The sequence below is a fragment of the Gottfriedia sp. OAE603 genome, assembly GCF_040543965.1.
In the GTDB taxonomy this organism is placed as follows: Bacteria; Bacillota; Bacilli; order Bacillales; family Bacillaceae_G; genus Gottfriedia; species Gottfriedia solisilvae.
In genome coordinates this window covers 2,915,749-2,939,482 of the sequence record NZ_JBEUNN010000001.1, presented here as the reverse complement: position 1 = coordinate 2,939,482, position 23,734 = coordinate 2,915,749, and the positions used below count along the sequence as shown (strand labels likewise).

The window sequence follows — 23,734 nt, the reverse complement described above, 5'->3', positions numbered from 1 at the left end:
ATAATATACTTTATGCAAATGGAACAATCTACCAAGGGAGGAAAATGGACTTGTATATTCTAACGGATCATCAATTTGTTATTATAATAGTCTTAATGGTAGTATTTCTTCTGGCGCTTGCTAAAAATAAAAAAATAATTGCTTTATTTATCTCATTTTCATTCTTAATGATTGGTACAATAATGTTTTTTTCAGGATTTGGCACGATCAGAGGCTTTGAAGGAATGGCTGTAACATTAGCTGGATTTATATATGGAGTAATAGGATTAGTATCGATATTAATGATTTCCTTTGCAATTTATTTTCGCTCTAACAGTGAATCAAATTCAATTGATAAATTTTAATACTTATTGTTGAAGAAGAATAGTCTACACAGGTAGTCTATTTTTTTTGTACAAATTAGCGGTGAAGTAATTTTTATAGAAAATTAGTAAAGACTTCATGCAACAGATGGTGAACTAAAATTAGACGATAAAGATGATGATGCAGGTGTTTCAAACAATCGTTTTGCTTGGTTAAGAACGTCGTAATCCTGATACTTTAAAATTGGCTACGGTCACTTTTGCAAATAGAGGAAATCATATCGGGTTATATATACCATATTTTTCGAGTAAAAGTTTTGGGGAAATTATAATGATTATAGTAATTTTCCTTTGTCTAGTAGCATTATGGTGCTATATTGGTGCTTTATTCGTTCGTCATCCGTTCATTGCAAAAGGATTAGAAAGTTATGGACATATAGTAGCTCCATTTGTACTAATAAGTCTTGGAATTTACATTCTAGTAGAAAATGGAACATTCAATTTAATATTTTTTTTCAACTAAAGTTTTAGTTGAAAACGCTGTAGTCACTGGTGTGGCTCTTATTTTTTTGAATAAAACTAGTTATTGTTTGTATTATGATAGCGTCTCAAAACATACAATATTCTTAATACTGTATTATTTTTCTACTTTAGGGGATGGGGAAATGAAATTTGAGATGCAAAAAGCAAATATGTTAGCTGGCAGTATAAATGGCTTTATAAAATTTATTCACAAAAGTCATGAAACTAGTAAACACAACTTTATTAAAAATACAGATAAAATATATCAAATAAAACTACTAATCGAGGAATTTAGGTTTCAAGTACTAGCAGATGAACTAATCAGAATTAATCGATTTACTTGGGATGAAAAATACACTTATTTATTAGTAGACAATTTAGTAAAAGGGTTAAATATTATTAGTGAATATATAGAACGGAACTATAATGAACTATATCTTTTTTCAGCTAGGGTATATACATTAGAGAATCTCAGTACTTCATTTAACAGACAAGTATAATCTTCTCTCAGACTGCAATATAATGGCAGTCTTTTTCTTATTTTAGTAAGTAGTTTTGCTCTAATAAAAGATCTCTTCACTTTGTTTGACAAAAGATAAAATGATCACCAGGATTCCAAACGTGTAGATGATCAGCACGGTATCCGCGGAGCCACAACTCACCGTTTATTCTTCTAAGATAAAAGCCTTTCGGAAAATCATCATCTTCCTTCAGTACTTCTGAAGCTATTGTAATCGAACCAGATGGAGCTTGATACTGCATAGAACTTCCCAAATTACCTTCTGGCTGATCAAGATATTCGAGTCTTAAGTACGGTCCAAGCTCAGGTGGACACAATTCCAAACCGAGTTCGCTAGCTCTTTTAAAAATCTGAGCAGTCGTAGCACCTTCAAAAAAGCCGAGGTTGCTAACGGTTAGTTCTACGGTTTCAAGGCTGTACTTTTTATCAGAAGTCGTAAATTTTTCATCAGCTAATAACCGTTCTCCATACTCATTTAGCAAAATTGAATTTTCCTGCAATTTCATAATAAGCTGTGATTTCGTAAGTCCGCCAACCTCTACTGATCTGGGCATAGTTTGACAGTTTGGATATATTTTCTGATTTTCAATACTCATTCGAATTCACTCCTATCAACTTTTGAATAAAGTCTCACAAAACGATTTAATGGACTGACTTTTAATATTCTATAAAATCTTATAGATTTCCTTTTTCGACTAACTGTTAGGTTCGTTATATAAGTTTTTTATCAGAAGAATAAATTTTTTGAAATTCTACTTCAACTTGTAAATGAATAATATGTAATGGATATTTATATATTGCAAGTTGAGGTGATATTTATGATTCAAAAATTACTGCTTTCTATGGAGCAAATGATTCACATTATTCATAATGGATTACAAAAAACAAATTCACCGAAGGATGTAACCGTTATAGGTGCAGGTATATCCGGTTTAGTTGCAGCTTCACTATTAAAAGAAGCTGGACATCGAGTTACCATTATAGAAGCTAATAATAGAATTGGCGGAAGAATTTACACAAAAAGGGAACCTTTTATTAATAATCAATATATAGATCTAGGTGCAATGCGGATACCTTCAATTCATCATCTAGTTTTAGAATATATTAAAAAAATTCAATCTTCAAGTGAATGAATTTATAAATAGTACACCAAATGATTTAATGTTCATAAATAATGTATTAACAAATGAAACCAGTTATAAAGCAAATCCAGATCAACTAAACTTTAAAGTTTACCCAAGTGAACAAGGGAAAACTGCAACTGAATTACTATTATTAGCAATTGGACCTGTAATTGATTTTATTAATCAAGATCCTGAAAAAAATTGGGAAATCGTTATAAATTTGTATGATCATTATTCAATGGCTAACTTTTTAAAATATAACCCTGTTAGTGTATCCTTATCTCCAGAAGCAATCGATATGATTGAAACGATGGTTGGAATAGAAGGATTTAGTGAACTTGCATTTACTGCTATATTAAGAGAAGTTTTGGTACTCTTAACAAAGGACCTTAAATTTTATGAAATTACAGGGGGAACAGATCATCTTATTAATGGATTTTTACCACAGCTTAAAGATGATATTATTTCGAATCAAAGAGTTAAAAAAATCATACAACAAGAAGCAAATGTAACAATATATACGGAAAATCAAATATTAAATACCGAACATCAACTGACTAGCGATTTTGTTATTTCTACAATTCCATATACATTGCTGAATTTTGTAGATTTACTTCCCTTTGAATCCGTATCATATGAAAAAAGAAAAGTAATTAGAAAGATACATTATGCTAATTCAACTAAAATAGGTCTACAATTTAAAACAAGATTTTGGGAAAAATATGGGTTATTTGGTGGTAAAATAACAACTGATCTCCCAATCAAATTTGCATATCTTCCTAGTCATGTTGCCGGTGGAACGAACAGTACAGGAATTATGCTTGCTAGCTACACATGGGAAGACGATTCAAGCATCTGGGATAATATGACACAACATGAGCGAATAAAAATTGCTTTGAATGATCTTTCTTATATATTCGGCAATCAAGTATTTTCGGAGTTTTTAATAGGATTCTCACATAATTGGTCGAAATTTCCTTATTATGGAGGGGCTTTTGTGATGTTTAAACCTGACCAAGTAAAAGAATTAGGCCAATATATAAGTACACCAGAAGGTAGAATTCATTTCGCAGGATCACATTCATCTACTACTCCCGGTTGGATTCAAGGTGCCATTGAAGCTGGAATTAGAACGGCTTATGAAGTTAATAATAGATAACCATACATTTAAATAAATGATTAAAATAGAAGAATTTCTTGTACGACTACTGCTTGCGTTTGTTGTACAACACGAAAGGCTGCTTTGCAGCCTTTTTATTTTGCTAACTGGTAGTTTAGTTCCGAAAGGACTCAATATATATTTCTAGAATATATAAGAAGTGTATTTTGGGTTAAAGAGTTAGAAGGGGGAATTTTTTTGGTTTCAAAGATTAAGAGAACAGAAAATGTTTTCTTGCCACCAAAACATATTATTTCAGCCGCAACAATTGTAATTAACGATAAAAATGAAATTTTATTAATAAAAGGTCCACAAAGAGGATGGGAAATGCCAGGTGGGCAAGTTGAAGAAGGGGAATCATTGAAAGAAGCTGCAATTAGGGAAACAAAAGAAGAAAGTGGAATTGAAATTGAAGTTTTAAAATTTTGTGGAGTATTCCAAAATGTAAGTGGTTCTATTTTTAATACATTGTTTTTAGCTAAACCAATAGGTGGTAAGTTGACAACTTCTTCAGAAAGTTTAGAAGTGGGATATTTTTCAATCGACGAAGCTTTAGAAATGGTAACTTGGAAAAATTTTAGGCAAAGAATAGAATATTGCTTAAATGAAAACATCCATCCTTTTTATATTGAATTTTAATAATCTAATTCAACTAATTCATGCGTTAGTAATAAACTTTTTTCAACGCTTCTAAAGATATCAATAAATTACACATCGAAAGAATCTTCTTAGATAAGAGATTCTTTTTTTGATTTACTAATGATTTTTTTTAGGTGGGTTCAAAAAGGATAATGTTTGATGATATGGAATTATATAATTTAAACTATTCAGGAGGAAAGTAAATTGAAGATTAGTGGCGATCTTATTACTTCGAGTAATAAGAACATTCCATATACTTTTTATAAACAAGATGAAAAATCAAATTGTTTAGCCATTATTTTACCTGGCACTGGGTATACTACGGAGTCTCCATTGCTTCGTTATACTACGCAGATTTTAATAAAAAAGGATATTGATGTTCTGCATGTAAATTATAGGTATTCTCAAGAGGAATTATCTGCATTAAATGAAGTTGATTTTACAAATGATATTCTATCTGTAATTGAATCAATCATCTCTGAATATAAATACGAACATTTTAAAATTATAGCTAAATCCATTGGAACTATTGCAATGACGTATCTTTTAGATAATCCTAAATTTCAATCTGCAGAAGCATATTGGTTAACTCCATTATTACAAAGAGACGATGTTTATCTTGCATTAAAGAATGCAGATCAAAAAGGACTTTGTATCATTGGTGACTGTGATCAGTGGTATAACGAAGAGAGGTTTGAAGTCTTAAAAGGTAATAATATATTAAATCTAAATTTAATTGAAGGCGCAAATCATAGTTTAGAAATAGAGAACAACATCTTCGATTCAATAGACTTATTAAAGAAGATAATGAACATCATACATAAATTTTAATATTTAATCCGTATTAAACTAACGCATGCGGTAGTTCTATTTTCATTCACAGTTGTGAATCGTAGTTTTTTACGATTCATAGTTGGCTTATGCAGAGACTTATTCGGAAAATTATGGTACAAAGTAGACTAATAGGGAATCATTAATAGCCACCATCACTGAGTGGCTAATTCTTTAACAATTTCAATAAACTTTTTACTTATATCAGTAAGGTTTTTGTTTTTTGGATAGATTACCCACAAATCTTTATAAACGTAATCATCAATTTCTTTGTAAGGTATAGATTTAATCATTCCACTGAGAATGTCCGGATGTAATTTGGCTCCTGACTCATGAGAATAGACAATTAGATTCTGTTCTTTAACAGCCTCTGCAAGGATATTTATACTGTTTGTAGTTATTTTGATTTTATTTTTATTCTTTTTAATTAACTTAGAATAATAATAATCAGAATAGATTGAATAGCACGCTGTGTCCATATTTAGTACATCAGATTGTGTTACGTAGCTAAAATGAAAAAGTGGGGAGTGTATTCCTACAATAACATGAACACGATCAGTTCGAATTAGATCATAGCTAATATTTTTTTCACTCTCTAGAATCTCTAAATCTTGAGGAAAAAAACAAAAATCATATTCAGTGTGTCTAATCGTTTCCATGATTAGAGGTGGAGCTTTTTCCTCAATTTCAATTGTAACATTAGGATGTTCACCATGGATTCTGTTCAATGCTTGTTGAAGAACGGATGCGAAAGTAGGAGCAGCTACAACTTTTAAATGTACGTTTTTATTATTTTTATAATTAAACAGCTCTTCATTTAATTTAGATATAATTTGCAAGACTTCACTAGCTCTTTTAATGACAATCTTCCCTTCTTCTGTAGGAACTGTTCCTTTTTTTGAACGGTTAAAAATCGTTATTCCTAATTCATTCTCTAGTTGGGAGATAGATTGACTAATTCCTGAACTTGTAATATGTAATTTTTCTGCAGCCTTATTCATAGATTTCTCATTCGCAACTTTCACGATATATTCCATTTGCTCAAATTTCATAAATTCTCCTCGAATAAAAATTTACAAACTTATTTTTTTCTATCAATTGAAACTGTATACATTCTTCTATAAAAAGTAGTAAATATCAAATTACTGAACAACGTATGCGTTCGTTGTATATGAAAAATAAAGTATAGAGGACCCTTCAAGATCCTTTATACTTCAATTTTCTTTATTAATTTTTATACATTTTTAAAATTAAAGGTACAGGTGCATCGAACAATCATTTTCTCAATAAGATCAATTAACATTCTGTACATCTTCATTAGAGTTTTGTTTTTTTTGTCTAGTTATTTTTATTCTTATCATCATGCGGATATTTGTGTGAACTATTAATTAATTTACGTAAATCTCCTCTATAAAAAACATCTTTAAATTCTTTGAAATTAAAAGGGATGAACGGTGCTAGATATGGAACACCTACTGAACGTAAACGAGACATATGTATAATCAATAGTAAAAACGCAATCCCCATTCCAGTGAAACCGAAAAAATTTCCTATAAAAAGAAAAATATAGCGTATTGGTTGAAGGGAACTCGGTAATGTCCCTATTGTAAGCATAGTGCTAGTAAGGTAAACTACCCCCGCTACGATGAGACTAAGGGGGTGTACTAGCTTTGCATCTACTGCTGTTGTACCGATTGTAATTGTAGAGATTAATGAAACAACTAGCATCATTTCCCTTGAAATTTTATATGAACCAAGTCCTAATATTTGTAATAAAAAGATAAGCAAGAATACTTCAGCCCATAAAGGAAAAATGGTGGTTGTTTCTTCAAAAAACTTTTTATGGAACTCTTTTGATACCAAATTGTCATGAAATTTTGCAAATGCAAGATAAAATCCAGGTAAAAAGATTGTTATCAGGAGACTTATTATTGTAATAAGGCGAACGCTAAACTTTAATTGTTTAAGATAATAGTCACTTGGTTGCTGAAAGTATTGAACGAATAAATTAGGCACAATTGCTGCAGTTGGGGTACCATTCACCAGAATGGCAATTCTTCCTTCATACAATGCGGAAGCTACAGCATCTGGTAACTCAGTTATAAAAGAAAGTGGGAAAAATGTTTTCTGCGTTCCTTCAATCGCAATTTCAACTACCCTTGACTCTAGAACATAATCAACTTCTAATGAATTAATTCTATTATGAACCTCTTTTAAAGCTATTTGATCAACTCGATCAGTTAAATAAACAATCGCCACATCTGTTTTAGCGACTTTTCCGATTTTCTTTTTTTCTACCATAAATGTAGAAGATTGAATTAAATTACGAAGTAAATTTAAGTTCACTTTCATTTGTTCTGAGAAAGCAATCAACGGTCCTTGAATATTACGTTGTCTTATACTCTGTTCAACTGATCGTTGTTGCCAATCAGCTGTATCGACAAGTATACCACTTTCAAATCCATCAATTAAAACAAGCGTTTTACCACTTATAATCCCTTCAACAGAAGATGAAATAGATGTAACGACCTCAACATTTTCTGAACGAATATAATAACAGGCCAACGTATTCATAAATGTATCTTTATCCTTGATTCGGACACTATGTAATGGTTCAATAATACTCTGCCGTATTAGCTCCGTATTTACAATGCCTTCTATATACAATAATGCACCGATGTTGTCTCCATTTTGGTCCAATTGAATCTGCCTTACAAATAATTCAGGTGACCCATGTAACGCTTCTTTTATCTTTTTTATATTTTTATTCAGGCCTTTGGTTAAATCTTGTACTACGTTATTCATATATCACCTCGAATCTAACGTTGTAGCAATCTCTTTTAGTATCTAAAATTACTTGATTAATATTCAATTAAATGTACTTTCTTTTTCAATGAAAATATACCTTTCTGCATTTTACTCTTTTTTAACTATTGTAAGCGATAGTCGAACAACGATATGGAATATAAGCATTTGTTTTTCCTGAAACTTCACAAATCAAATTGGTGAGTATTAGTGATTTTTAAATAACAAATTTGGCAGTTTAAATAATTGATAATTGAAACTAATTTCAATCGTGACTTATTGAAGGAAATATCATTTAAGTTCGAGAATTAACATATTATGGGAATTGGGGGTTGTGGAATTTGAGTAGAATTAAATTATTTTCGCAATGTGAGTACTATTAATATGTCAAAAAAGAGTTCTTATTTATCAAATCCAGTTAATAGTCGTTTATCCATAAAGGGGTTTGAATAGACATGATTTGGAGTGATTGCTATGAATAAAGTAACTAAAGGCTGGATTAATGGTTTCCTAGGAGTTCTCATCTTCAGTGGTTCGTTACCCGCAACGCGCTTGGCTGTGGCTGAATTTGATCCGTTGTTTTTAACAGTCTGCCGTGCTGCAATAGCTGGTGTATTGGCAGGAGCTCTCCTTTTAATTTTCAAGGTGAAACGACCTGTCAGTAGCGACATTGTTCCACTATTGGTAGTGGCGTTCGGGGTTGTAATTGGTTTTCCGCTACTGACAGCGTTGGCACTTCAGTATGTCACGTCTGCTCATGCGATTATCTTCATTGGGTTACTTCCACTCTCGACTGCAATTTTTGGAGTACTTCGAGGTGGTGAACGCCACCGACCAGCCTTTTGGATCTTTTCAGCCATAGGTAGCTTTCTGGTGACAGGATTTGCTCTAATACATGGAGGGGAATCATCACTTATCGGTGACGCATTCATGCTGGCTTCTATCATTGTATGTGGTCTCGGTTATGCAGAAGGTGCTAGACTATCACGTCGTCTAGGGAACTGGCAGGTGATCTCTTGGGCTCTCGTTCTGTCTCTTCCCTTTATGCTTCCACTTTCGTACTACTTTGCTCCAGGATCGTGGGAGGACATCGGCCATCCTGCTCTCTTCAGTCTTGCTTATGTATCTTTATTTAGCATGCTCATCGGCTTTGTATTTTGGTATCGAGGTCTTGCTCAGGGCGGCATAGCGGCGGTTGGACAGTTGCAGCTTCTCCAACCTTTTTTTGGATTATTGCTTGCCTCTTTGATTTTGAAAGAGAAAGTTGGTTGGTTACTTATAGCCGTGAATATTGTCGTTGTATTATGTGTGGTAGCAGCTCGTAAATTTGCAAAGGAACAAGTAGCCCCATTAAATAACGAGATTGAACAGAATTAGTACCCTGTTTAATCTCGTTATCCAAGTCGAAGTTTATTGAACAACGCTAACGTTAGTTGTAAACCCAAATCGACTGTTTAGTCGATTTTTTTATTGGAAAAATCTTAGTTTTAGGACTGTTATTAGTAGTTTGACAGTTTCGTTCATATCAGTCTAATGACAGATGATATAATTACAATTATAGTTTAGAATCACTCTTAAGGGGGTTCAAAATGGAAATACTGAATAAATCAGATAAATTGATTATTGTGATACACGAAATCTATGGTATTAATCAACATATAAAGAATTTTTGTGAGGTATTATCAAATCAGGATTTTGATGTGATCTGTCCAAACTTATTAGAACGTGAACAAACATTTGATTATTCTGAAGAGGAGATTGCTTATCTCAATTTTATGGAAAATGTAGGCTTCGCAGATGCTACTCAAAAGATAAAGAATTTATTATTAGATGTTAAAAATAAATACATGAAAATATATATTATTGGATTTAGTGTTGGAGCAACTGTTGCTTGGTTGTGTAGTGAGGAAGAGTGTCTTGATGGGGTTGTAGGTTACTATGGTTCGAGAATTAGGAATTACACACAATTAGTGCCGCGATGCCCTACAATTTTATTCTTTCCTCAAGAGGAAGAATCCTTTAGCGTGGATGAGTTAATTTCAAATTTACAAATAAAAAATATAGATATATATAAATACTTTGGTCAACACGGGTTTAGTGACCCATACTCTATAAAATTCAATGAAAAAGCATACCAAAACGCTTTAAACGAATTGTTAAACTTCTTAAAGAAAAATTGATTATGAAATAAGGTTTTATACAACTTACGCCTGTTTTAGTTGAATAAGAAAAACAAAAAGAGGATGATCTATTATCGACCATCCTTATTTCATTATACGGCAGTAAAGTTGTACAAGGACTTTTCCTAAATGCAATGAATTTAATCATATAAATCATTTGAAAGGAAAAGTAAGATGTGTATGATAAAAACTTAATAAATTGATACATAGTTACTTAGGAGAAGATATATATTTCAGGGATATAGCTTAAGCATAAATACAGTGGACGGCAATATGTATTATGAGAAAAGAATGATTGGTTTTAGATAAATATGTAAAGGATTACCAATTTAAACAATCATTTTAAGTTAATGCAATGAGTTAGTTAAATAGGAAAGGTCTTCCATAGCAGAAATATCTAGAGAAGGAGGAAATCACCATCGTTAAGAAAAAAGTAGCAGTATCTTTTAGTGGTAAAGATTCAACCTTGGCATTGCATGATCTTTTGCACGCTGATGAGTATGAAGTAGTTGTGCTTATTGCATCTGTAACAGAAGGTTTTAATCGTACGAGCATTCATGGGGTTAGGGTTGAATTATTAGAAGCTCAAGCAAAATCAATTGGAATACCACTGCGAAAGATATGGATTCCAGAAAATTGTTCTAATGAAACATATCAAGAAATCATGATCCGGGTTAATACAGAGTTAAAGGAGCAAGGAATTGATCATATTGCTTTTGGAGATTTATTTCTTGAAGATGTACGTAAATATCGTGAGGAAATGCTTAAGCCATTAGAAATAATTCCAATCTTTCCATTGTGGGGAGAAGGTACGACAAATGTACTTAATCGATTTTTGTCTCTAGGATATAAAACGATTATTACTTGTGTGGATTTAACAAGATTGCCAGAAGGATTTTCTGGTAAAGAAATAAATAATCAATTGATTACAGAACTTCCCGATGGCGTTGACCCTTGCGGTGAGAACGGGGAGTACCATTCATTTGTTTTTGATGGTCGATTTTTAATAAGCCAATAGAGTATCTTGTAGGAGAAATGAAGCTGACAGCCGATGTATATACAGGAGAAACTAGATTCTGTTTTACTGATCTGATTCTAAAAGAAAAAGATGAAAATTAAATCAAAATGTGCGGTTTTACTAGTGTAATTTTTGCTAAACTATTAAATTCCATATATGTACTAGGTTGCTTGTCCAATCTACTTTCTAATATTTTGAATAAGTTATATTAAATATTAAGGAGGTGATTTACATGGCACTCTATCCAATCCGTTCTCGTACAGAGGAAAGACAAAGAACTTTTAATAGATTAGAAAACGCACAAGCAGAATTTCAAAGATTAGTAATTCGCGATTCACACAACATTGCAGTTACTCAAACTGAAGCTCAAGCTTTAGTTTTAGTACAAGCATCTTTACAAGCTGCAATTGAGGCTGTGATTATTCTATTTGGTGATGATCCTAGAATTAGTCAATTACAAAGCGTTGCTCAATCCTTAGAAAACCTTCAATTACAAGCACAATCAGTTTACATTGAAAATTCAGATGGAATTGTAGTAACACAAACTGAACTGCAACTTGAAGCAGTCATCCAAGCTGCAATTCAACTATTAGCACAATTAGTAGCAAAAATCGGCTAATAATATTTGAGAAGCATGGGACAAAGTATATTTTTCCTAATAGGTTTTAGAATATTTCAAATTTGTTAGTTGATTTTTTGCTGGAGTTTTATAATTTTTTTGAAGCAATTTGTAGTCAACAAACTTCAAAAAAATTATGCCAATATAGATTCATTTTCATTTTCGCTTTTATACCATCTTTTTTGTCAATTGGATAAAAAAGATGGTATTTTATTTTTTTCTTCCGCAATGATCACGACTGTTAATACATTAAGAATCTTTCCTGTGTTTGAAATCGAAAAAGATGAAAAATGCTGGATGTTACTGTTTAGAAGAGTATTACTATTCAATTCATTTCATATAAATAGTGAATATCAATATTTAAAGATTTTATAATGAGGTGAAAATATGTATTTTTTTAGAGATATTTCTAATGAGGTTCGAGTATTTCAACTCATGTTTCATCAACATAAAACCATGATGAAATTCATGATAGTGTCTATGTTTGCTTGTATTGCTGCGATTTTGCAGTCCGCAGGTGGCTATTTACCAGGGATTGGATTATTTTTAAGTCCACTTGCTACTGCACCCATTTTATTATGTTCGATGTTTTCAATATCATCTGGGATAAAGTGTTATTTTTTGACCATTTTATTATTATGTATCCTACAGCCCACTGAACTAATGGTATTTCCTTTTACAACAGGTCTGTTGGGACTAGGGATTGGGTCATCTTTTTGCTTTTTTAAGAAGAGAGTAAATATTATTGCGACTGGTGCAATTCTATTATTTTTAGGCATTATGAGCCTATTATATGCTTTTCAATTTCCAGTTTTAGGTCCCGGAGTATCTGATTCCATTTCAATTTTTAAAACAGGAGGTATTTTTTTATTTACTTTACTATATAGCTGGATGTGGGTTGAAATAGGTTTGATCATTTTTTTTAGAATAAAGATTATTTTTATTAACTAGTTTTCTAACTTACCTGAGTCTTAGGAACATAGTGGGGATAATAGGATAAAAATTTTTTACATAGAAAATAAGTAAACCACGGGTATGAAATTAAGCCCGTGGTCATTTTAATTTATTCATTGAACGATTTCAAAAATAGTTCCTTTGTTATAATCAGTTACTTTCATTGAGCCATAGACCCCTAAATATAAACTGGTCTGATTTAGATTGGTACCTAAACTAACATAAAATGATGATTGAGATCCAAAATCATATTCGGTTTGAATCACATTATAATCACTTTGTTTCCCATCAGGTCTTACTTTTGTATAAGCTAAAACTCCATGAGATTTTTGAGCCAAATCTGTAAACACAACGCTTCCAGTTAAACCAGGGATTCCATTTCCCATATACGGCTGGACTCCCGTTAGTGCAATTCCTTCAAATTTATCAGGTCTTGAATCTTTATGAAAGTAACTAGTTAAAGGCTGAAGTCGGTTACTTGAAAGTGATACTGATTCATTATAAAAAGCAATTGTTTTCTCATCTGTTTTCGGTTGATCTGCGCAGGGTCTGATAAAGGAAGTAGGGAAAGCACCTTCCCAGCCTCGCCATCCAAAGTTAATAAAACCTTCTTCATTAAGTTCAGAATTCATGGATGAAGCTTGAATAAGTTGAGAAACAGGTATTGGTTTATATTGAACAAATGAAAAAATTGACTCGACCAAATTCTGACCGACATTACCTGCATATTTAATATACTGCTGATAAACCTTCTGAAATGAAATACCTGGTATATTGCGAACCCCTTTGGCCATTACAGAGAGTGTTTGTTGGATTGTTGTGGGTAGTTCATTAAAACGTGTGACAGTGGGTGGTGTGTTGATGTTTATTTGCTGTTCAACATCAATTTCAATAATTTTACCTGCGATTTCGAGATTGTTCTGGCTTAAGTTAAATGGATCAAAGCCTGAACCACCATCTCCAGTTGTTAAAACAAGTCTCTTTGTTTCAGGTGAAAAATTTAAGCTATTAAAACCATTATGATTAGAAAATGGCCTTCTTAAGTTCAGTAATGTTCGTCTTTTTTGTGGCTGAGTATTTGATTGTAAAACCCATTCCTCAACTGTATCAATATGATCATATTGAGTTTCCCTATTCTCCCATTTTAGCTTTAAAGTTTTTGGGTCACATGGATTAGGTTTAAACGTTTTAGGAAGAGCTCCTGGACCTTGAGTTCCGGCTACCGAATAATGAAGATAAAATAGTCCGTTTTGATAAAAATTGGGATGAAACGCTAGACCTAGCAATCCGCGTTCATCATAACCACCATCAGCACCTAATTTCAAAACAAGCGGACGAATATCTAAAAAAGTCCTGATATCTCCATTTCCTATGTAAAAGATCTCTCCAACCTGGGTTGCAATAAATAATCTTTCAATGGATTCACCTGGAAGTATAGTTGTTTTCAACACAGTCGGTAAATTAATCTTACTGACAAGGGGACGTAAACGAACCTTCACTTTTTGCACAAACTATACACCTCCTTTATCTTTTTTTCTTCTATAAAATATGATGAGAGCAGTTCTGTTAGTACCGGTACCGATTAAGATTTTGAAATGCATTTATAGTAGACAAAGATTATAAGTGACTTAAGTCGAAGAGGAGTAAATGATTAGTCCAATATAAAGATTGAAGTAAGTTTCGATATCATTTACGATACAAATAACAAATGTGTTTAGTTGAAGACGATAGGACGCAGCAAAAAATGGAGGATTAGTATGATTTCGTTTAAACAGGCTGAAAGTTATTTTAAAGACCGAATTGGTGAAGATACCAATGATATAAAAAAAGTTTGGGAAACATTTAAGAATTTCTGTCAGGAATCAGTTGAGGGAGAAGAGGAAAAAGAAATTCTAGTTCAATGTGGAGTATATGATTTTACTGGAGAAGAACTTTTTCATTTTGATTTTGTCCGTCAATTTACAGTTTATGATGAAGACGAATATTCTCATATGGAACAACTCCACTGTGAATTTTTATTGAACCCTACAGTTGAACTAAGAAATATTACGATAGAAGAATGGTCAATGGATTTTGTGAATCTTGATGATTTTTTTCATCATGTAGAGAATCTTCAAGAGTTTAAATTTCCATTGAATTTGAAGGCGATCAAATTAGAAATATATCAGGAAGAAGTTTAAATTTTGGATGAATTAACGTTAAATCATTACATATTATGAAATTTGGAGGAAGACCATTGGAACAAGGAGTCGGGGTAGAATACTCAAGTACGCTATTAGAAATAGTAGGTTTTTGGCTCATTATCATATTAGTAATTTATTTTCTAATTAAAGGTATTCGAAAAGGGAATGCTCAAAAGCGAGATCAGAAAATAAATGAGCTTGAAAAGAGATTAGAGCGGCTTGAAAAACTTTTAGATAAAGAGTGAACAGAGAGTGCAAAACTACTTAAATTCATATCGTAAGCTTGAGATAGATTGTACAAGAATTTCCTTCATTAAAAAAGTGAATAGTTTATTTCGAATTGATACAAACTAATTACAAAAACATAATTGAGGGTGAGCACTTGAGTATCGAATTCGAAGTAGGAAAAGACTATGAAGAGGGTTCAATTCTAGATGTTTTGCATGATTTAGGATTTCAAGATGATGGCAAGACATTCGCAAAGGATGGTAAGCGCTACAATTATGTAGGTTGCGATCGTTATCAAAGTTATGTGTTTTCAGTTACAATGGATCAATTATAAGTAAAAAAAGAGAAACCTAATATAGGTTTCTCTTTTTTTGATGATTGTTTATGAAGTTAAGTCTTCTCTAGTACACAATTCTAATGAGAGTGCAAATTCGGTTACTTCTTCTGATACGGCGTTTTTCCAAATCCATTGAAATAAATTATTCTTGTGAAGAATACCGTTTACGATACCCTTTCCTAATTTACCTCTCATATCAATAAAGGTCTTCGCCTCTTTTTCTGATGTGATCGACACTTTTAATTCGTTAATTAATTTCTCTGCAAATGCTATTTTTGAAACCATTCGTGGTTGGTTTTTGTATGTCCCAGTACTCATTATATTTTTGTATAAAAGTAGTTCTTTTTCTTCGTCTTCTAATTGTTTAATAAAATCTACACGTAATGTCGTGGCCCAGGCTACTTGTTTTTCGCTACCAACCAAAGCAGGTAAGCCCATTTCATTTGAGATTTCCATTGAATAGTCATTCTTTTTTTGTTTATAATTCTCAAATTCTGCATTTCTACAATCGTAACATTTTTTCAAAAAAATCTTTTCTACATAAAGTTCATTAAAGACTAATTGATCATCTAGTTTTATTTTCCCCGGGTGTCCACAAATATAAGTTCCATTATAGCAATCCATATTGTTTATACCTCCGCCAATATTCATATTCTTCTTATGAGTATTGACGAGAGATATCGGTTTCATAATGTTTTACTTAAGATTTTTCTATTTAATCAATTTCGACTTGCTAATATTGAGCCTGTTTGAATATATAATTCCATTTCTTCCTTAGGAACCATACTGCCACCAGTTCCCCAAATAATATGAGTCGCATTCTGCATTTTTTCTGTTAGATTTTGCCTGAGTATATAGTCCGTTTTTTCATTACATAATTTTACTGGCCCAATCATACCTGCAAGAGCAGAAGGTTCTAAAAAGATATTTTCCGTATCTAGAAGTTCTTTTAGTAATAAGTATAATTGTTCATCACTCACTGTATAATTCCCACTTAAGAATGGTTCAATTGTTTGTCCGACAAAACCAGAAGCTCTACCAACTGCAAGTCCATCAGCTGCAGTGATATTATCGATGCCGACATCCTGTACCGATATATGATCATGTAAACCTGTCATTAAACCTAGTAGCATACACGGTGAATGAGTCGGTTCAGCAAAGAAACAGTGTACATTGTCTTGGAACATCAATTTTAATCCAAATGCGACTCCACCAGGACCACCACCGACTCCGCATGGAAGGTAAACAAATAAAGGATGTTCTTGATCTACTTTCACATGTAAAGCTTCTAATTGCTTACTTAAACGAGAAGCTGCTACGGCATATCCTAAAAAGAGATCATGGGAATTTTCATCATCAATAAAGTGACATGTTGGATCATTTGCTGCCTGTAATCTACCTTCTTCAACGGCTTTACTATAATCCGCCTCATATTCAATGACTTCGACCTGTTTACTTCTAAGTAAGTCTTTTTTCCATTGCTTCGCATCGGCTGACATATGAACTGTCACTTTGAACCCTAGTTGTGCACTTATGATGCCAATACTAAGTCCAAGATTTCCAGTTGAGCCTACAGCAATAGAAAATTGTGAAAAGAAATGACGAAACTTATCACTATGTAAGATCGAATAATCTTCATCGATTGTTATCATGCCGTGTTGAAGGGCTAATGATTCAGCAGTTTTGAGTACTTCATAAATGCCACCTCTAGCTTTAATCGATCCTGAAATAGGAAGGTGGCTATCACACTTTAGTAATAATTCACCAAATATTTTTTGTTCATATGTTCGTTCTAATGATTTTTTCATTGAAGGGATGTTTACTAATGGAGACTCAATGATCCCATCTGATTTTTCTGTTTCAGGAAAGGCTTTTTTAATATATGGTGCAAATCTTTGTAAGCGATCTTCTGCATCTTTTACATCCACTTGAGTGAGAGGGGATTTTTTGATTGCTGTTTGAAATGATTCAATATTCGGATTTACCCAAAATATTTCCTGTAGGGAAATGAGATTGTTTAGTAAAGGATGTTGTTTTTTTAAAACTTGAATTTCAGTTTCTTTCATAAGTTGTTCCCCCAATATAATTTCTTCTAATTTAGTTTATTCTTTAAAGAGTTTGCATAAACCTTTAATAGCTTTTCGGAAATGGCGAATTTTGTCCGAGATTCTAGATTATTTTGTGTTTGTGGAAAAATTACATCTGAAGGCATTTAACTTAGGGGGGAGGAATGAATTTCGGTTGTAAAAGAGTTTTACAGCTTATCTGATTGTGGAGTATTGAGGGAGTAATTTGTTGATATAAATAAACAAAGTCAGAACCTAAAAGGTTCTGACTATTTTTGGTTCAATATTATGCTTTTTGAACGTTTGTAGCTTGTGGGCCACGTTGACCTTGCTCAACTTCGAAAGTTACAGCTTGGCCTTCGTCTAAAGATTTGAATCCATCAGTTTGAATAGCTGAGAAATGTACGAATACATCGTCTCCGTTTTCGCGCTCGATAAATCCAAAACCTTTTTCTGCATTAAACCATTTTACTTTACCATGTTCCATTAAAAAAGCCTCCTTGTGTGCTCTGCACACGAATTAATATCTTTATATTACCAGTTATTGTCAAGATAAGCAAATCGCCTACAATCTTTTACTATAATTGGTTTAACTTCACCGATCAATGAATTGAAAAATTCATGATTCATTGGCCATAGATGCTTAAGGATTTGTTGACCAAAGCCCAGCTGATTTTATAAAAACTCTACGATTAAGTTTTAAACTTGAAACGATTAAATCAGCTAAGTCTTCAGGGTGCATAACGTTTTCTTCATTACCTTTAACAAGATTTGTATCAATTGCCAAATCTGTTACTACCGTACTAGGTGTTAAAGCCGTTACACGGATATTATGCTTTCTTACTTCAAGCATAAGCGATTCTGTAAGACCTAAAACAGCGAATTTAGAAGCACTATATGCACTTGTAACCGGAGCACCTTTTTGACCAGCAGATGAAGCGATATTGATAATATCACCATATATTTTGCTCAATCATACCTGGAAGTACAGATCTTGTTACATTATAGACTCCCATTAAGTTAACTTGGATGATTTTTTCCCACTCCTCAGGCGTTAATTCAAGAAACCCACCAAATTTAGCAACACCTGCGTTATTGATCAAAATATCAATTGAACCAAGATCGGATTTGATATGTTCAACCGCATGCGTAACAGATTCAAGATCGGTTACATCTGCAACTGCAGCAGAAACATTTACATCATATTGTGAAAGTTCAGCAGCTACCTTTTCAAGATTAGGCATGTTTAAGCCAATCAATCCTAAATGAACACCTTCTTTAGCTAACGCGATAGCAGTAGCGCGGCCAATCCCTCTACCTGCTCCTGTAATGATGGCCGTTTTTCCATTTAAAGAATTCATTTCATCACTCCTATAAATTAAAAATATTATTAAATCATACCAAAATTAAATATTAATTACGAATAGAATGACTCCCATCTGCTTTTAAAAGAAGTGCGCAGTTTGATTACAACTAGTTCGCTACTTATATTTTTTAAAATTTAGTGTACATTAATCATAAGTATAAGACCGGTTATATCCAAAAGAAGCAGTTCATTGTCTTTTAGGTTAGCAAAAGCTTTACTTCTGTTGTTTTAAAAATAGGGAACTCATCATTGTGAAGAATTGAAGAAATAAAATGATCGGAATTAGTTGAGATAGAGGAATCTATCAGGTAATAGAAATTAAGGTGAAAATATTAATTTAATTGCTGCATTACATGCTAAAAGGAGTTGTCATCATTATGAAGAAGTATTATAGAAGATGCATTTTATTTATAACAATACTTTCTAGCATATGTAATTGGAATGAGAAGACTCTTTTTAAGTATGGTTTGATAAATGAAGAGAAGGTGGTTAAAGATACGATGAGTACATCTTTCTATGTAGATCCGTCGATTGACCTTTCTAGTAATCAGTTCATTTCAATTATCATTGAATTTAAAACAAAGCCAGCAAAGATCGCTGTTTTGGAAGCTGAGGCCGAGGGAAAGCAGTTAACATTGGAAGAAGCAACAAAACAGGTTGAGGAAAGTCATGAATTATTTCAGAAGGAACTGACGACATTACTTGATGATCATCAAGTTCCATATTCTATTAGACATACGTATAAGACTGTACTTAATGGCGTTTCAATGGATTTACCTGCAGTGGAAATAAAAAGATTATTACAATCAACTGTTATCGAAAAAATCTATCCAAATAGAAAAGTTCATCTAATGCCTCCAATCGCACCGTTTAATCAATTGTAAAGGTAGAAACGAAGTACTTGTTGGTATAGAAATATTCACCGATATTACTCAAATAAAGGAGAGTATTAAAAAGGTTTATGAAATATTAAAACTCTGTATCAAACATTATCGTTTCAATTGCTTTACGTAATGATACTCGTTAAATTCATGCAATTACACCACAAAATGAAATATCAATTATTCTACTAAACACTTTAAAATAACTTTATAATAAGGGGGAGTACTTACTAGAGTAGGGAGCTTGCTTTGTAACTTTGAATGAACTCCTAGTAGCGTAATCTACATGAGCTTTTTTAAGCCATTCTCTTATTTTATTTGATGTACTTTAAAAGTTTTGGTAAATTAGATCATCAAAAAGTTAGTTATATGTCAGCTAGTCTCCTATTCTACAAAAATACATATAAAAAGATAAAAGGTTCGATACATATGAGGGGTTCTTCGGTCAAATTTTGGTTAGCGTAAACCATTGGGATTTGAAAGACAAGGAGGAATAATCATGTTTGAATTTGATGCAAATATAGAACAATTAGCGAAAATAAAAGTCATTGGTGTTGGCGGTGGGGGAAACAACGCCGTGAATCGAATGATAGAAGATGGAGTTGAGGGCGTAGAATTTATTGCCTTTAATACAGATGCACAAGCGCTTAAACAATCAAAAGCCAGTATCACCATGCAAATTGGTGCTTCGCTTACAAGAGGGTTAGGAGCAGGTGCAAATCCAGAAATAGGAAAAAGAGCTGTAGAAGAAAGTAAAGATCAAATTGAAGAAGTATTAGCAGGCGCAGATATGGTGTTCGTAACGGCTGGTATGGGCGGTGGGACAGGCACTGGTGCTGCTCCAGCAATCGCGAAAATTGCCCGTAATCTTGGTGCGCTAACAATAGGGGTTGTCACACGTCCGTTTAAATTTGAAGGCAAGAAGCGTGCTACAAACGCAGAGGGTGGAATTAAAGCACTTAGAGATGCGGTGGACACGCTAATTATCATTCCGAACGATCGCTTATTAGAGCTAGTAGATAAAAAGACACCAATGCTTGAAGCTTTCCGTGAAGCGGATAATGTACTTCGCCAAGGGGTTCAAGGGATTTCCGATTTAATTGCAGTACCGGGATTAATCAATCTGGACTTTGCTGATGTGAAAACAGTCATGTCACATAAAGGAACAGCCCTAATGGGAATTGGTATAGCAAAAGGTGACGGTCGTGCAGTAGAAGCGGCTAAGAAAGCACTGAATAGTCCATTATTGGAAACATCGATTAATGGCGCACATGGTGTGATTATGAACATAACGGGCGGTCACAATTTAAGTCTGTTTGAAGTACAAGAAGCAGCCGATATCGTTGCATCAGCTTCCCATGAGGAATTAAATATGATCTTTGGTTCGGTAATTGATGAGAACTTAAAAGATGAAATTATCGTAACGGTCATTGCCACTGGATTTACAGAGCAAAAGGATGCACCAATCAAAACTGCTCCCGAGCCTAGGGCGGCGGAAGTATCTAGATCTTATCAAAGAGAACAACGTCCACAATATGAACCAATCAACCGTAGTGAAAGAGTTCAAGTGCAAGAATATGATCGTTATGAATATGAACCCATCAACCGAAACGAACGAGTTCAAGAATATGACAGATATCAATATGAACAACCAAATCGTAATGAACGTTTGCAAGAATACGAACGACCGAACCGTAATGAACATGTGCAAGAATACGAACGACCACATCGCATCACTCGTAGCGAACAAGGACAAGAATATGATCGCTACGTAGAACAGCCAGAAGAATCTTCATATATTCCGGCGTTCTTAAGGAAAAGAAAAAGACAACAATGATTGAATAAAAAAGCTGATTTCTGTTTTGGGAAATCAGTTTTTTTTGTATTTTATAAGTTTGCTATTTTCGGGGGCTAGTAAGAAATAAATTACATAATGAAAATTAAATTCATAAATAAGTCAAAAGACATTCAATAGATTCCTTCCAACCTAACTTATATACAAAATGAAATCTAAAAAATAGTTAGGAGGAGAAAATGAATTATGTCTTTCATAGATGAAATTCTGCCGCATGCACAGCGCATTCAAAAAGAATTTAATATTTTAGCGTCGATCATCATTGCGCAAGCTATTCTTGAATCAAATTGGGGGAAAAGTGGACTAGCTTTAAATGGAAAGAATTTGTTTGGTATTAAGGGTTCTTATTTGGGTGAGTCGGTCACAATGAGAACTGCAGAATTCAATGCTAAAAAAGAAAGATATTACATTGATACAGCATTTAGAAAATATCCTTCCTGGTATGAGTCAATGTATGATTTAGCAATTTTATTTCAAAACGGGGTTACCTGGGATCGGAATAAATATAAAAAGGTTATTGGAGAAAAGGATTATAAAGTGGTAGCCCAATTCATTCAAGATGCGGGTTATGCAACTGATCCGGATTATGCAACTGATCCGGATTATGCTAGTAAGCTAATAAAGATTATTGAAGTAAATGATTTAACTCGATATGATATTGTAACTTATCCATTATTGAAGTTTGGTTCTAGAGGAGTATATGTTGAACAAATTCAACGCTTACTGGGCATTAAAGTAGATGGAATCTTTGGAGTAAACACATTAACTGCTGTAAAAGCTTTTCAAAAAGAAAAGGACTTGGTAGAGGATGGAATTGTTGGAAAAGATACAAGGGAGAAAATGAGTATGCTAAATTAAAAACCCTATTCTGATTATTGAATAGGGCTTTCTTATTTACTTAAGCAGTCCATTCAACGGCTTTAGACTGAAGTATTCCAAAGCTTGATTGACTAAATCTATATCATATATTTTCTTCTCCAAACAGAACTGAATGACTAGATCACTCGTATCACTGTCTGATAAAGAGTAACCGGCAGTACTTAACAGTTCTTCAAATTCAGGCTCATTTAGTTCAAGCGCAAAGGCTAGAGCGATAATGGTATTTTTCTTTGGAAGATAGTTTGGATTGGAGCGGATTTTTGAAAAGTGTTTTCGATCAATACCCGCCTTTTTATAGATCACTGGATCACTCGTCTTTTTTTGGTCAATAAACTGAAACAAACATTCGCTAAGAGTAGGTTTCCGTTTATTTTTTATAAAATCTTCTAATTCCATGGAGTGAAGATCGATACGTTCTTCTTGGAGACTATATTGGTATTCTTCTAAAACATGTGATGAGAAGAGAAGTAAATGGTTATCAACATACTCCTTTAATTCTTTTAAAATCTCTTTAGTAAGCATTTGAATCTTTTACCCTCCTAGAAATGTCGCTTCACAGGCGACCAATTCATGAATGAATTTCGTTACTATTATAACATCAAGAAACAGGAGGATGATGAGAATGAATCATAATAAAACAGAAATCATTTTTTTACTAGACAGAAGTGGATCAATGGCGGGACTTGAAAGTGATACAATTGGAGGATTTAACGCATTGATTGAAAAACAATGTAAGCTTGAAGGGGAAACTTTTCTAACAGCGGTGCTTTTTGATGACCAATATGAGATTTTATGGAATGGTATTCATGCGAACAAAACAAAGTTAACTGAAGAAGAGTATTTCGTTAGAGGTACAACGGCACTATTAGATGCAGTAGGAAAGACGATTTTAGATGTTGGTTACAGATTGACTAAAACAATTGAAGAAGATAGACCGGGAAAAGTAATTTTTGTCATTACAACAGATGGAATGGAAAATGCGAGTAGCGAATTTACTTATAGAAAAGTACAAGAACTGATTAGACACCAACAAGAAAAATACAATTGGGAATTTATTTTCATGGGAGCAAATATTGATGCAGCAAAAGAAGCAGAAAGTATTGGGATTACAAGGGAAAATGCCTATCATTTTGAAGCTTCTGAAGAAGGGGTCGAGTCCATGTACAATGTCATTTGTGAGGCTGTATCTGAGAAAAGGATGAAATGATAAGATACTTGATATATAAGAGGAACAAGAGAGAGCCCGAGAGAATAAATCTTAGCTCT

Annotated in this window: 25 protein-coding genes and 2 pseudogenes; 18 read left to right on the top strand and 9 right to left on the bottom strand. The window is 33.1% G+C overall.

Going from position 1 to position 23,734, the window contains the following annotated elements; genetic code table 11:
• The first annotated feature begins 50 nt into the window (after window positions 1-50).
• From ABID96_RS15105 to ABID96_RS15095, 3 genes are all read left to right on the top strand, one after another.
• On the top strand, window positions 51-344 hold the full coding sequence (locus ABID96_RS15105; RefSeq protein WP_192602740.1) for a hypothetical protein: 294 nt from the start codon (window positions 51-53) through the stop codon (window positions 342-344).
• Window positions 345-546: 202 nt separating this feature from the next.
• Window positions 547-825, top strand: a complete 279-nt coding sequence (locus tag ABID96_RS15100) for a cadmium resistance transporter (RefSeq protein ID WP_192602739.1) — start codon at window positions 547-549, stop codon at window positions 823-825.
• 142 nt (window positions 826-967) lie between these two features.
• Entirely contained in the window at window positions 968-1,324 is a 357-nt protein-coding gene (locus ABID96_RS15095) for a hypothetical protein (protein ID WP_192602738.1), read from the top strand.
• A gap of 76 nt (window positions 1,325-1,400) precedes the next feature.
• On the opposite strand, the gene ABID96_RS15090 is transcribed toward ABID96_RS15095, so the two are convergent.
• On the bottom strand, window positions 1,401-1,940 hold the full coding sequence (locus tag ABID96_RS15090) for a helicase (RefSeq protein WP_192602737.1): 540 nt from the start codon (window positions 1,938-1,940) through the stop codon (window positions 1,401-1,403).
• Window positions 1,941-2,162: 222 nt separating this feature from the next.
• Between ABID96_RS15090 and ABID96_RS15085 the strand changes: the two are divergent.
• From ABID96_RS15085 to ABID96_RS15075, 3 genes and pseudogenes are all read left to right on the top strand, one after another.
• Window positions 2,163-3,627 (top strand): annotated as a pseudogene (locus tag ABID96_RS15085) (flavin monoamine oxidase family protein).
• 198 nt (window positions 3,628-3,825) lie between these two features.
• A complete protein-coding gene (locus ABID96_RS15080; RefSeq protein WP_377896928.1) occupies window positions 3,826-4,266 on the top strand; it encodes an NUDIX hydrolase in 441 nt (146 codons plus the stop codon).
• A 204-nt stretch (window positions 4,267-4,470) separates the two neighbouring features.
• Window positions 4,471-5,097 carry an alpha/beta family hydrolase gene (locus tag ABID96_RS15075; protein ID WP_192602736.1) on the top strand — a complete coding sequence of 209 codons (627 nt, stop codon included), beginning with the start codon at window positions 4,471-4,473 and terminating at the stop codon, window positions 5,095-5,097.
• 155 nt (window positions 5,098-5,252) lie between these two features.
• Here the strand turns inward: ABID96_RS15075 and ABID96_RS15070 are convergent, their stop codons facing one another.
• The gene (locus ABID96_RS15070) at window positions 5,253-6,149 is read right to left on the bottom strand and encodes a LysR family transcriptional regulator (protein WP_192602735.1); all 897 of its coding nucleotides are present in this window, start codon (window positions 6,147-6,149) and stop codon (window positions 5,253-5,255) included.
• Between the two features lie 286 nt (window positions 6,150-6,435).
• The gene (locus tag ABID96_RS15065; protein WP_192602734.1) at window positions 6,436-7,902 is read right to left on the bottom strand and encodes a spore germination protein; all 1,467 of its coding nucleotides are present in this window, start codon (window positions 7,900-7,902) and stop codon (window positions 6,436-6,438) included.
• 474 nt (window positions 7,903-8,376) lie between these two features.
• On the opposite strand from ABID96_RS15065, the gene ABID96_RS15060 reads away from it, so the two are divergent.
• The 5 genes from ABID96_RS15060 to ABID96_RS15040 all read left to right on the top strand — a co-directional run bounded on the left by ABID96_RS15060 (window position 8,377) and on the right by ABID96_RS15040 (window position 12,670).
• A complete protein-coding gene (locus ABID96_RS15060) occupies window positions 8,377-9,279 on the top strand; it encodes a DMT family transporter (RefSeq protein ID WP_192602733.1) in 903 nt (300 codons plus the stop codon).
• Window positions 9,280-9,491: 212 nt separating this feature from the next.
• On the top strand, window positions 9,492-10,082 hold the full coding sequence (locus ABID96_RS15055) for a dienelactone hydrolase family protein (protein WP_192602732.1): 591 nt from the start codon (window positions 9,492-9,494) through the stop codon (window positions 10,080-10,082).
• Window positions 10,083-10,494: 412 nt separating this feature from the next.
• Window positions 10,495-11,100 (top strand): Dph6-related ATP pyrophosphatase, encoded by a 606-nt coding sequence (locus ABID96_RS15050; RefSeq protein WP_377897071.1) that lies wholly within the window; start codon window positions 10,495-10,497, stop codon window positions 11,098-11,100.
• A 232-nt stretch (window positions 11,101-11,332) separates the two neighbouring features.
• Entirely contained in the window at window positions 11,333-11,719 is a 387-nt protein-coding gene (locus tag ABID96_RS15045; RefSeq protein WP_192602730.1) for a spore coat protein, read from the top strand.
• Between the two features lie 387 nt (window positions 11,720-12,106).
• On the top strand, window positions 12,107-12,670 hold the full coding sequence (locus tag ABID96_RS15040) for a hypothetical protein (RefSeq protein WP_192602729.1): 564 nt from the start codon (window positions 12,107-12,109) through the stop codon (window positions 12,668-12,670).
• Window positions 12,671-12,786: 116 nt separating this feature from the next.
• Here ABID96_RS15040 and ABID96_RS15035 read toward each other — a convergent pair whose 3' ends face one another.
• Window positions 12,787-14,181, bottom strand: a complete 1,395-nt coding sequence (locus tag ABID96_RS15035) for a PQQ-dependent sugar dehydrogenase (protein ID WP_192602728.1) — start codon at window positions 14,179-14,181, stop codon at window positions 12,787-12,789.
• 249 nt (window positions 14,182-14,430) lie between these two features.
• On the opposite strand from ABID96_RS15035, the gene ABID96_RS15030 reads away from it, so the two are divergent.
• The 3 genes from ABID96_RS15030 to ABID96_RS15020 all read left to right on the top strand — a co-directional run bounded on the left by ABID96_RS15030 (window position 14,431) and on the right by ABID96_RS15020 (window position 15,418).
• Entirely contained in the window at window positions 14,431-14,853 is a 423-nt protein-coding gene (locus ABID96_RS15030) for a hypothetical protein (protein WP_192602727.1), read from the top strand.
• A 56-nt stretch (window positions 14,854-14,909) separates the two neighbouring features.
• Window positions 14,910-15,101: a hypothetical protein gene (locus ABID96_RS15025; RefSeq protein WP_192602726.1), complete on the top strand. Its 192-nt coding sequence runs from the start codon at window positions 14,910-14,912 to the stop codon at window positions 15,099-15,101.
• A 137-nt stretch (window positions 15,102-15,238) separates the two neighbouring features.
• On the top strand, window positions 15,239-15,418 hold the full coding sequence (locus ABID96_RS15020) for a hypothetical protein (RefSeq protein WP_192602725.1): 180 nt from the start codon (window positions 15,239-15,241) through the stop codon (window positions 15,416-15,418).
• 48 nt (window positions 15,419-15,466) lie between these two features.
• Here ABID96_RS15020 and ABID96_RS15015 read toward each other — a convergent pair whose 3' ends face one another.
• The 4 genes and pseudogenes from ABID96_RS15015 to ABID96_RS15000 all read right to left on the bottom strand — a co-directional run bounded on the left by ABID96_RS15015 (window position 15,467) and on the right by ABID96_RS15000 (window position 18,848).
• Window positions 15,467-16,045, bottom strand: coding sequence for a hypothetical protein (locus ABID96_RS15015; RefSeq protein ID WP_192602724.1), 579 nt, complete (start codon window positions 16,043-16,045; stop codon window positions 15,467-15,469).
• 95 nt (window positions 16,046-16,140) lie between these two features.
• Window positions 16,141-17,487 carry a D-serine ammonia-lyase gene (locus ABID96_RS15010; RefSeq protein WP_192602723.1) on the bottom strand — a complete coding sequence of 449 codons (1,347 nt, stop codon included), beginning with the start codon at window positions 17,485-17,487 and terminating at the stop codon, window positions 16,141-16,143.
• A 286-nt stretch (window positions 17,488-17,773) separates the two neighbouring features.
• Window positions 17,774-17,974 (bottom strand): cold-shock protein, encoded by a 201-nt coding sequence (locus tag ABID96_RS15005; RefSeq protein WP_087998782.1) that lies wholly within the window; start codon window positions 17,972-17,974, stop codon window positions 17,774-17,776.
• Between the two features lie 156 nt (window positions 17,975-18,130).
• A pseudogene (locus ABID96_RS15000) lies at window positions 18,131-18,848 on the bottom strand (3-ketoacyl-ACP reductase).
• Between the two features lie 382 nt (window positions 18,849-19,230).
• On the opposite strand from ABID96_RS15000, the gene ABID96_RS14995 reads away from it, so the two are divergent.
• From ABID96_RS14995 to ABID96_RS14985, 3 genes are all read left to right on the top strand, one after another.
• Complete coding sequence (locus ABID96_RS14995) at window positions 19,231-19,737, top strand: protease inhibitor I9 family protein (protein WP_377896927.1); 507 nt, start codon at window positions 19,231-19,233, stop codon at window positions 19,735-19,737.
• A gap of 496 nt (window positions 19,738-20,233) precedes the next feature.
• A complete protein-coding gene (ftsZ, locus tag ABID96_RS14990) occupies window positions 20,234-21,571 on the top strand; it encodes a cell division protein FtsZ (RefSeq protein WP_192602720.1) in 1,338 nt (445 codons plus the stop codon).
• 204 nt (window positions 21,572-21,775) lie between these two features.
• Window positions 21,776-22,447 carry a glucosaminidase domain-containing protein gene (locus ABID96_RS14985; protein ID WP_192602719.1) on the top strand — a complete coding sequence of 224 codons (672 nt, stop codon included), beginning with the start codon at window positions 21,776-21,778 and terminating at the stop codon, window positions 22,445-22,447.
• A 36-nt stretch (window positions 22,448-22,483) separates the two neighbouring features.
• Here ABID96_RS14985 and ABID96_RS14980 read toward each other — a convergent pair whose 3' ends face one another.
• Window positions 22,484-22,990 (bottom strand): hypothetical protein, encoded by a 507-nt coding sequence (locus tag ABID96_RS14980; RefSeq protein ID WP_192602718.1) that lies wholly within the window; start codon window positions 22,988-22,990, stop codon window positions 22,484-22,486.
• A gap of 100 nt (window positions 22,991-23,090) precedes the next feature.
• Here ABID96_RS14980 and ABID96_RS14975 point away from each other — a divergent pair, with 100 nt between their 5' ends.
• A complete protein-coding gene (locus ABID96_RS14975) occupies window positions 23,091-23,675 on the top strand; it encodes a vWA domain-containing protein (RefSeq protein ID WP_192602717.1) in 585 nt (194 codons plus the stop codon).
• The last annotated feature ends 59 nt before the right edge of the window (window positions 23,676-23,734 follow it).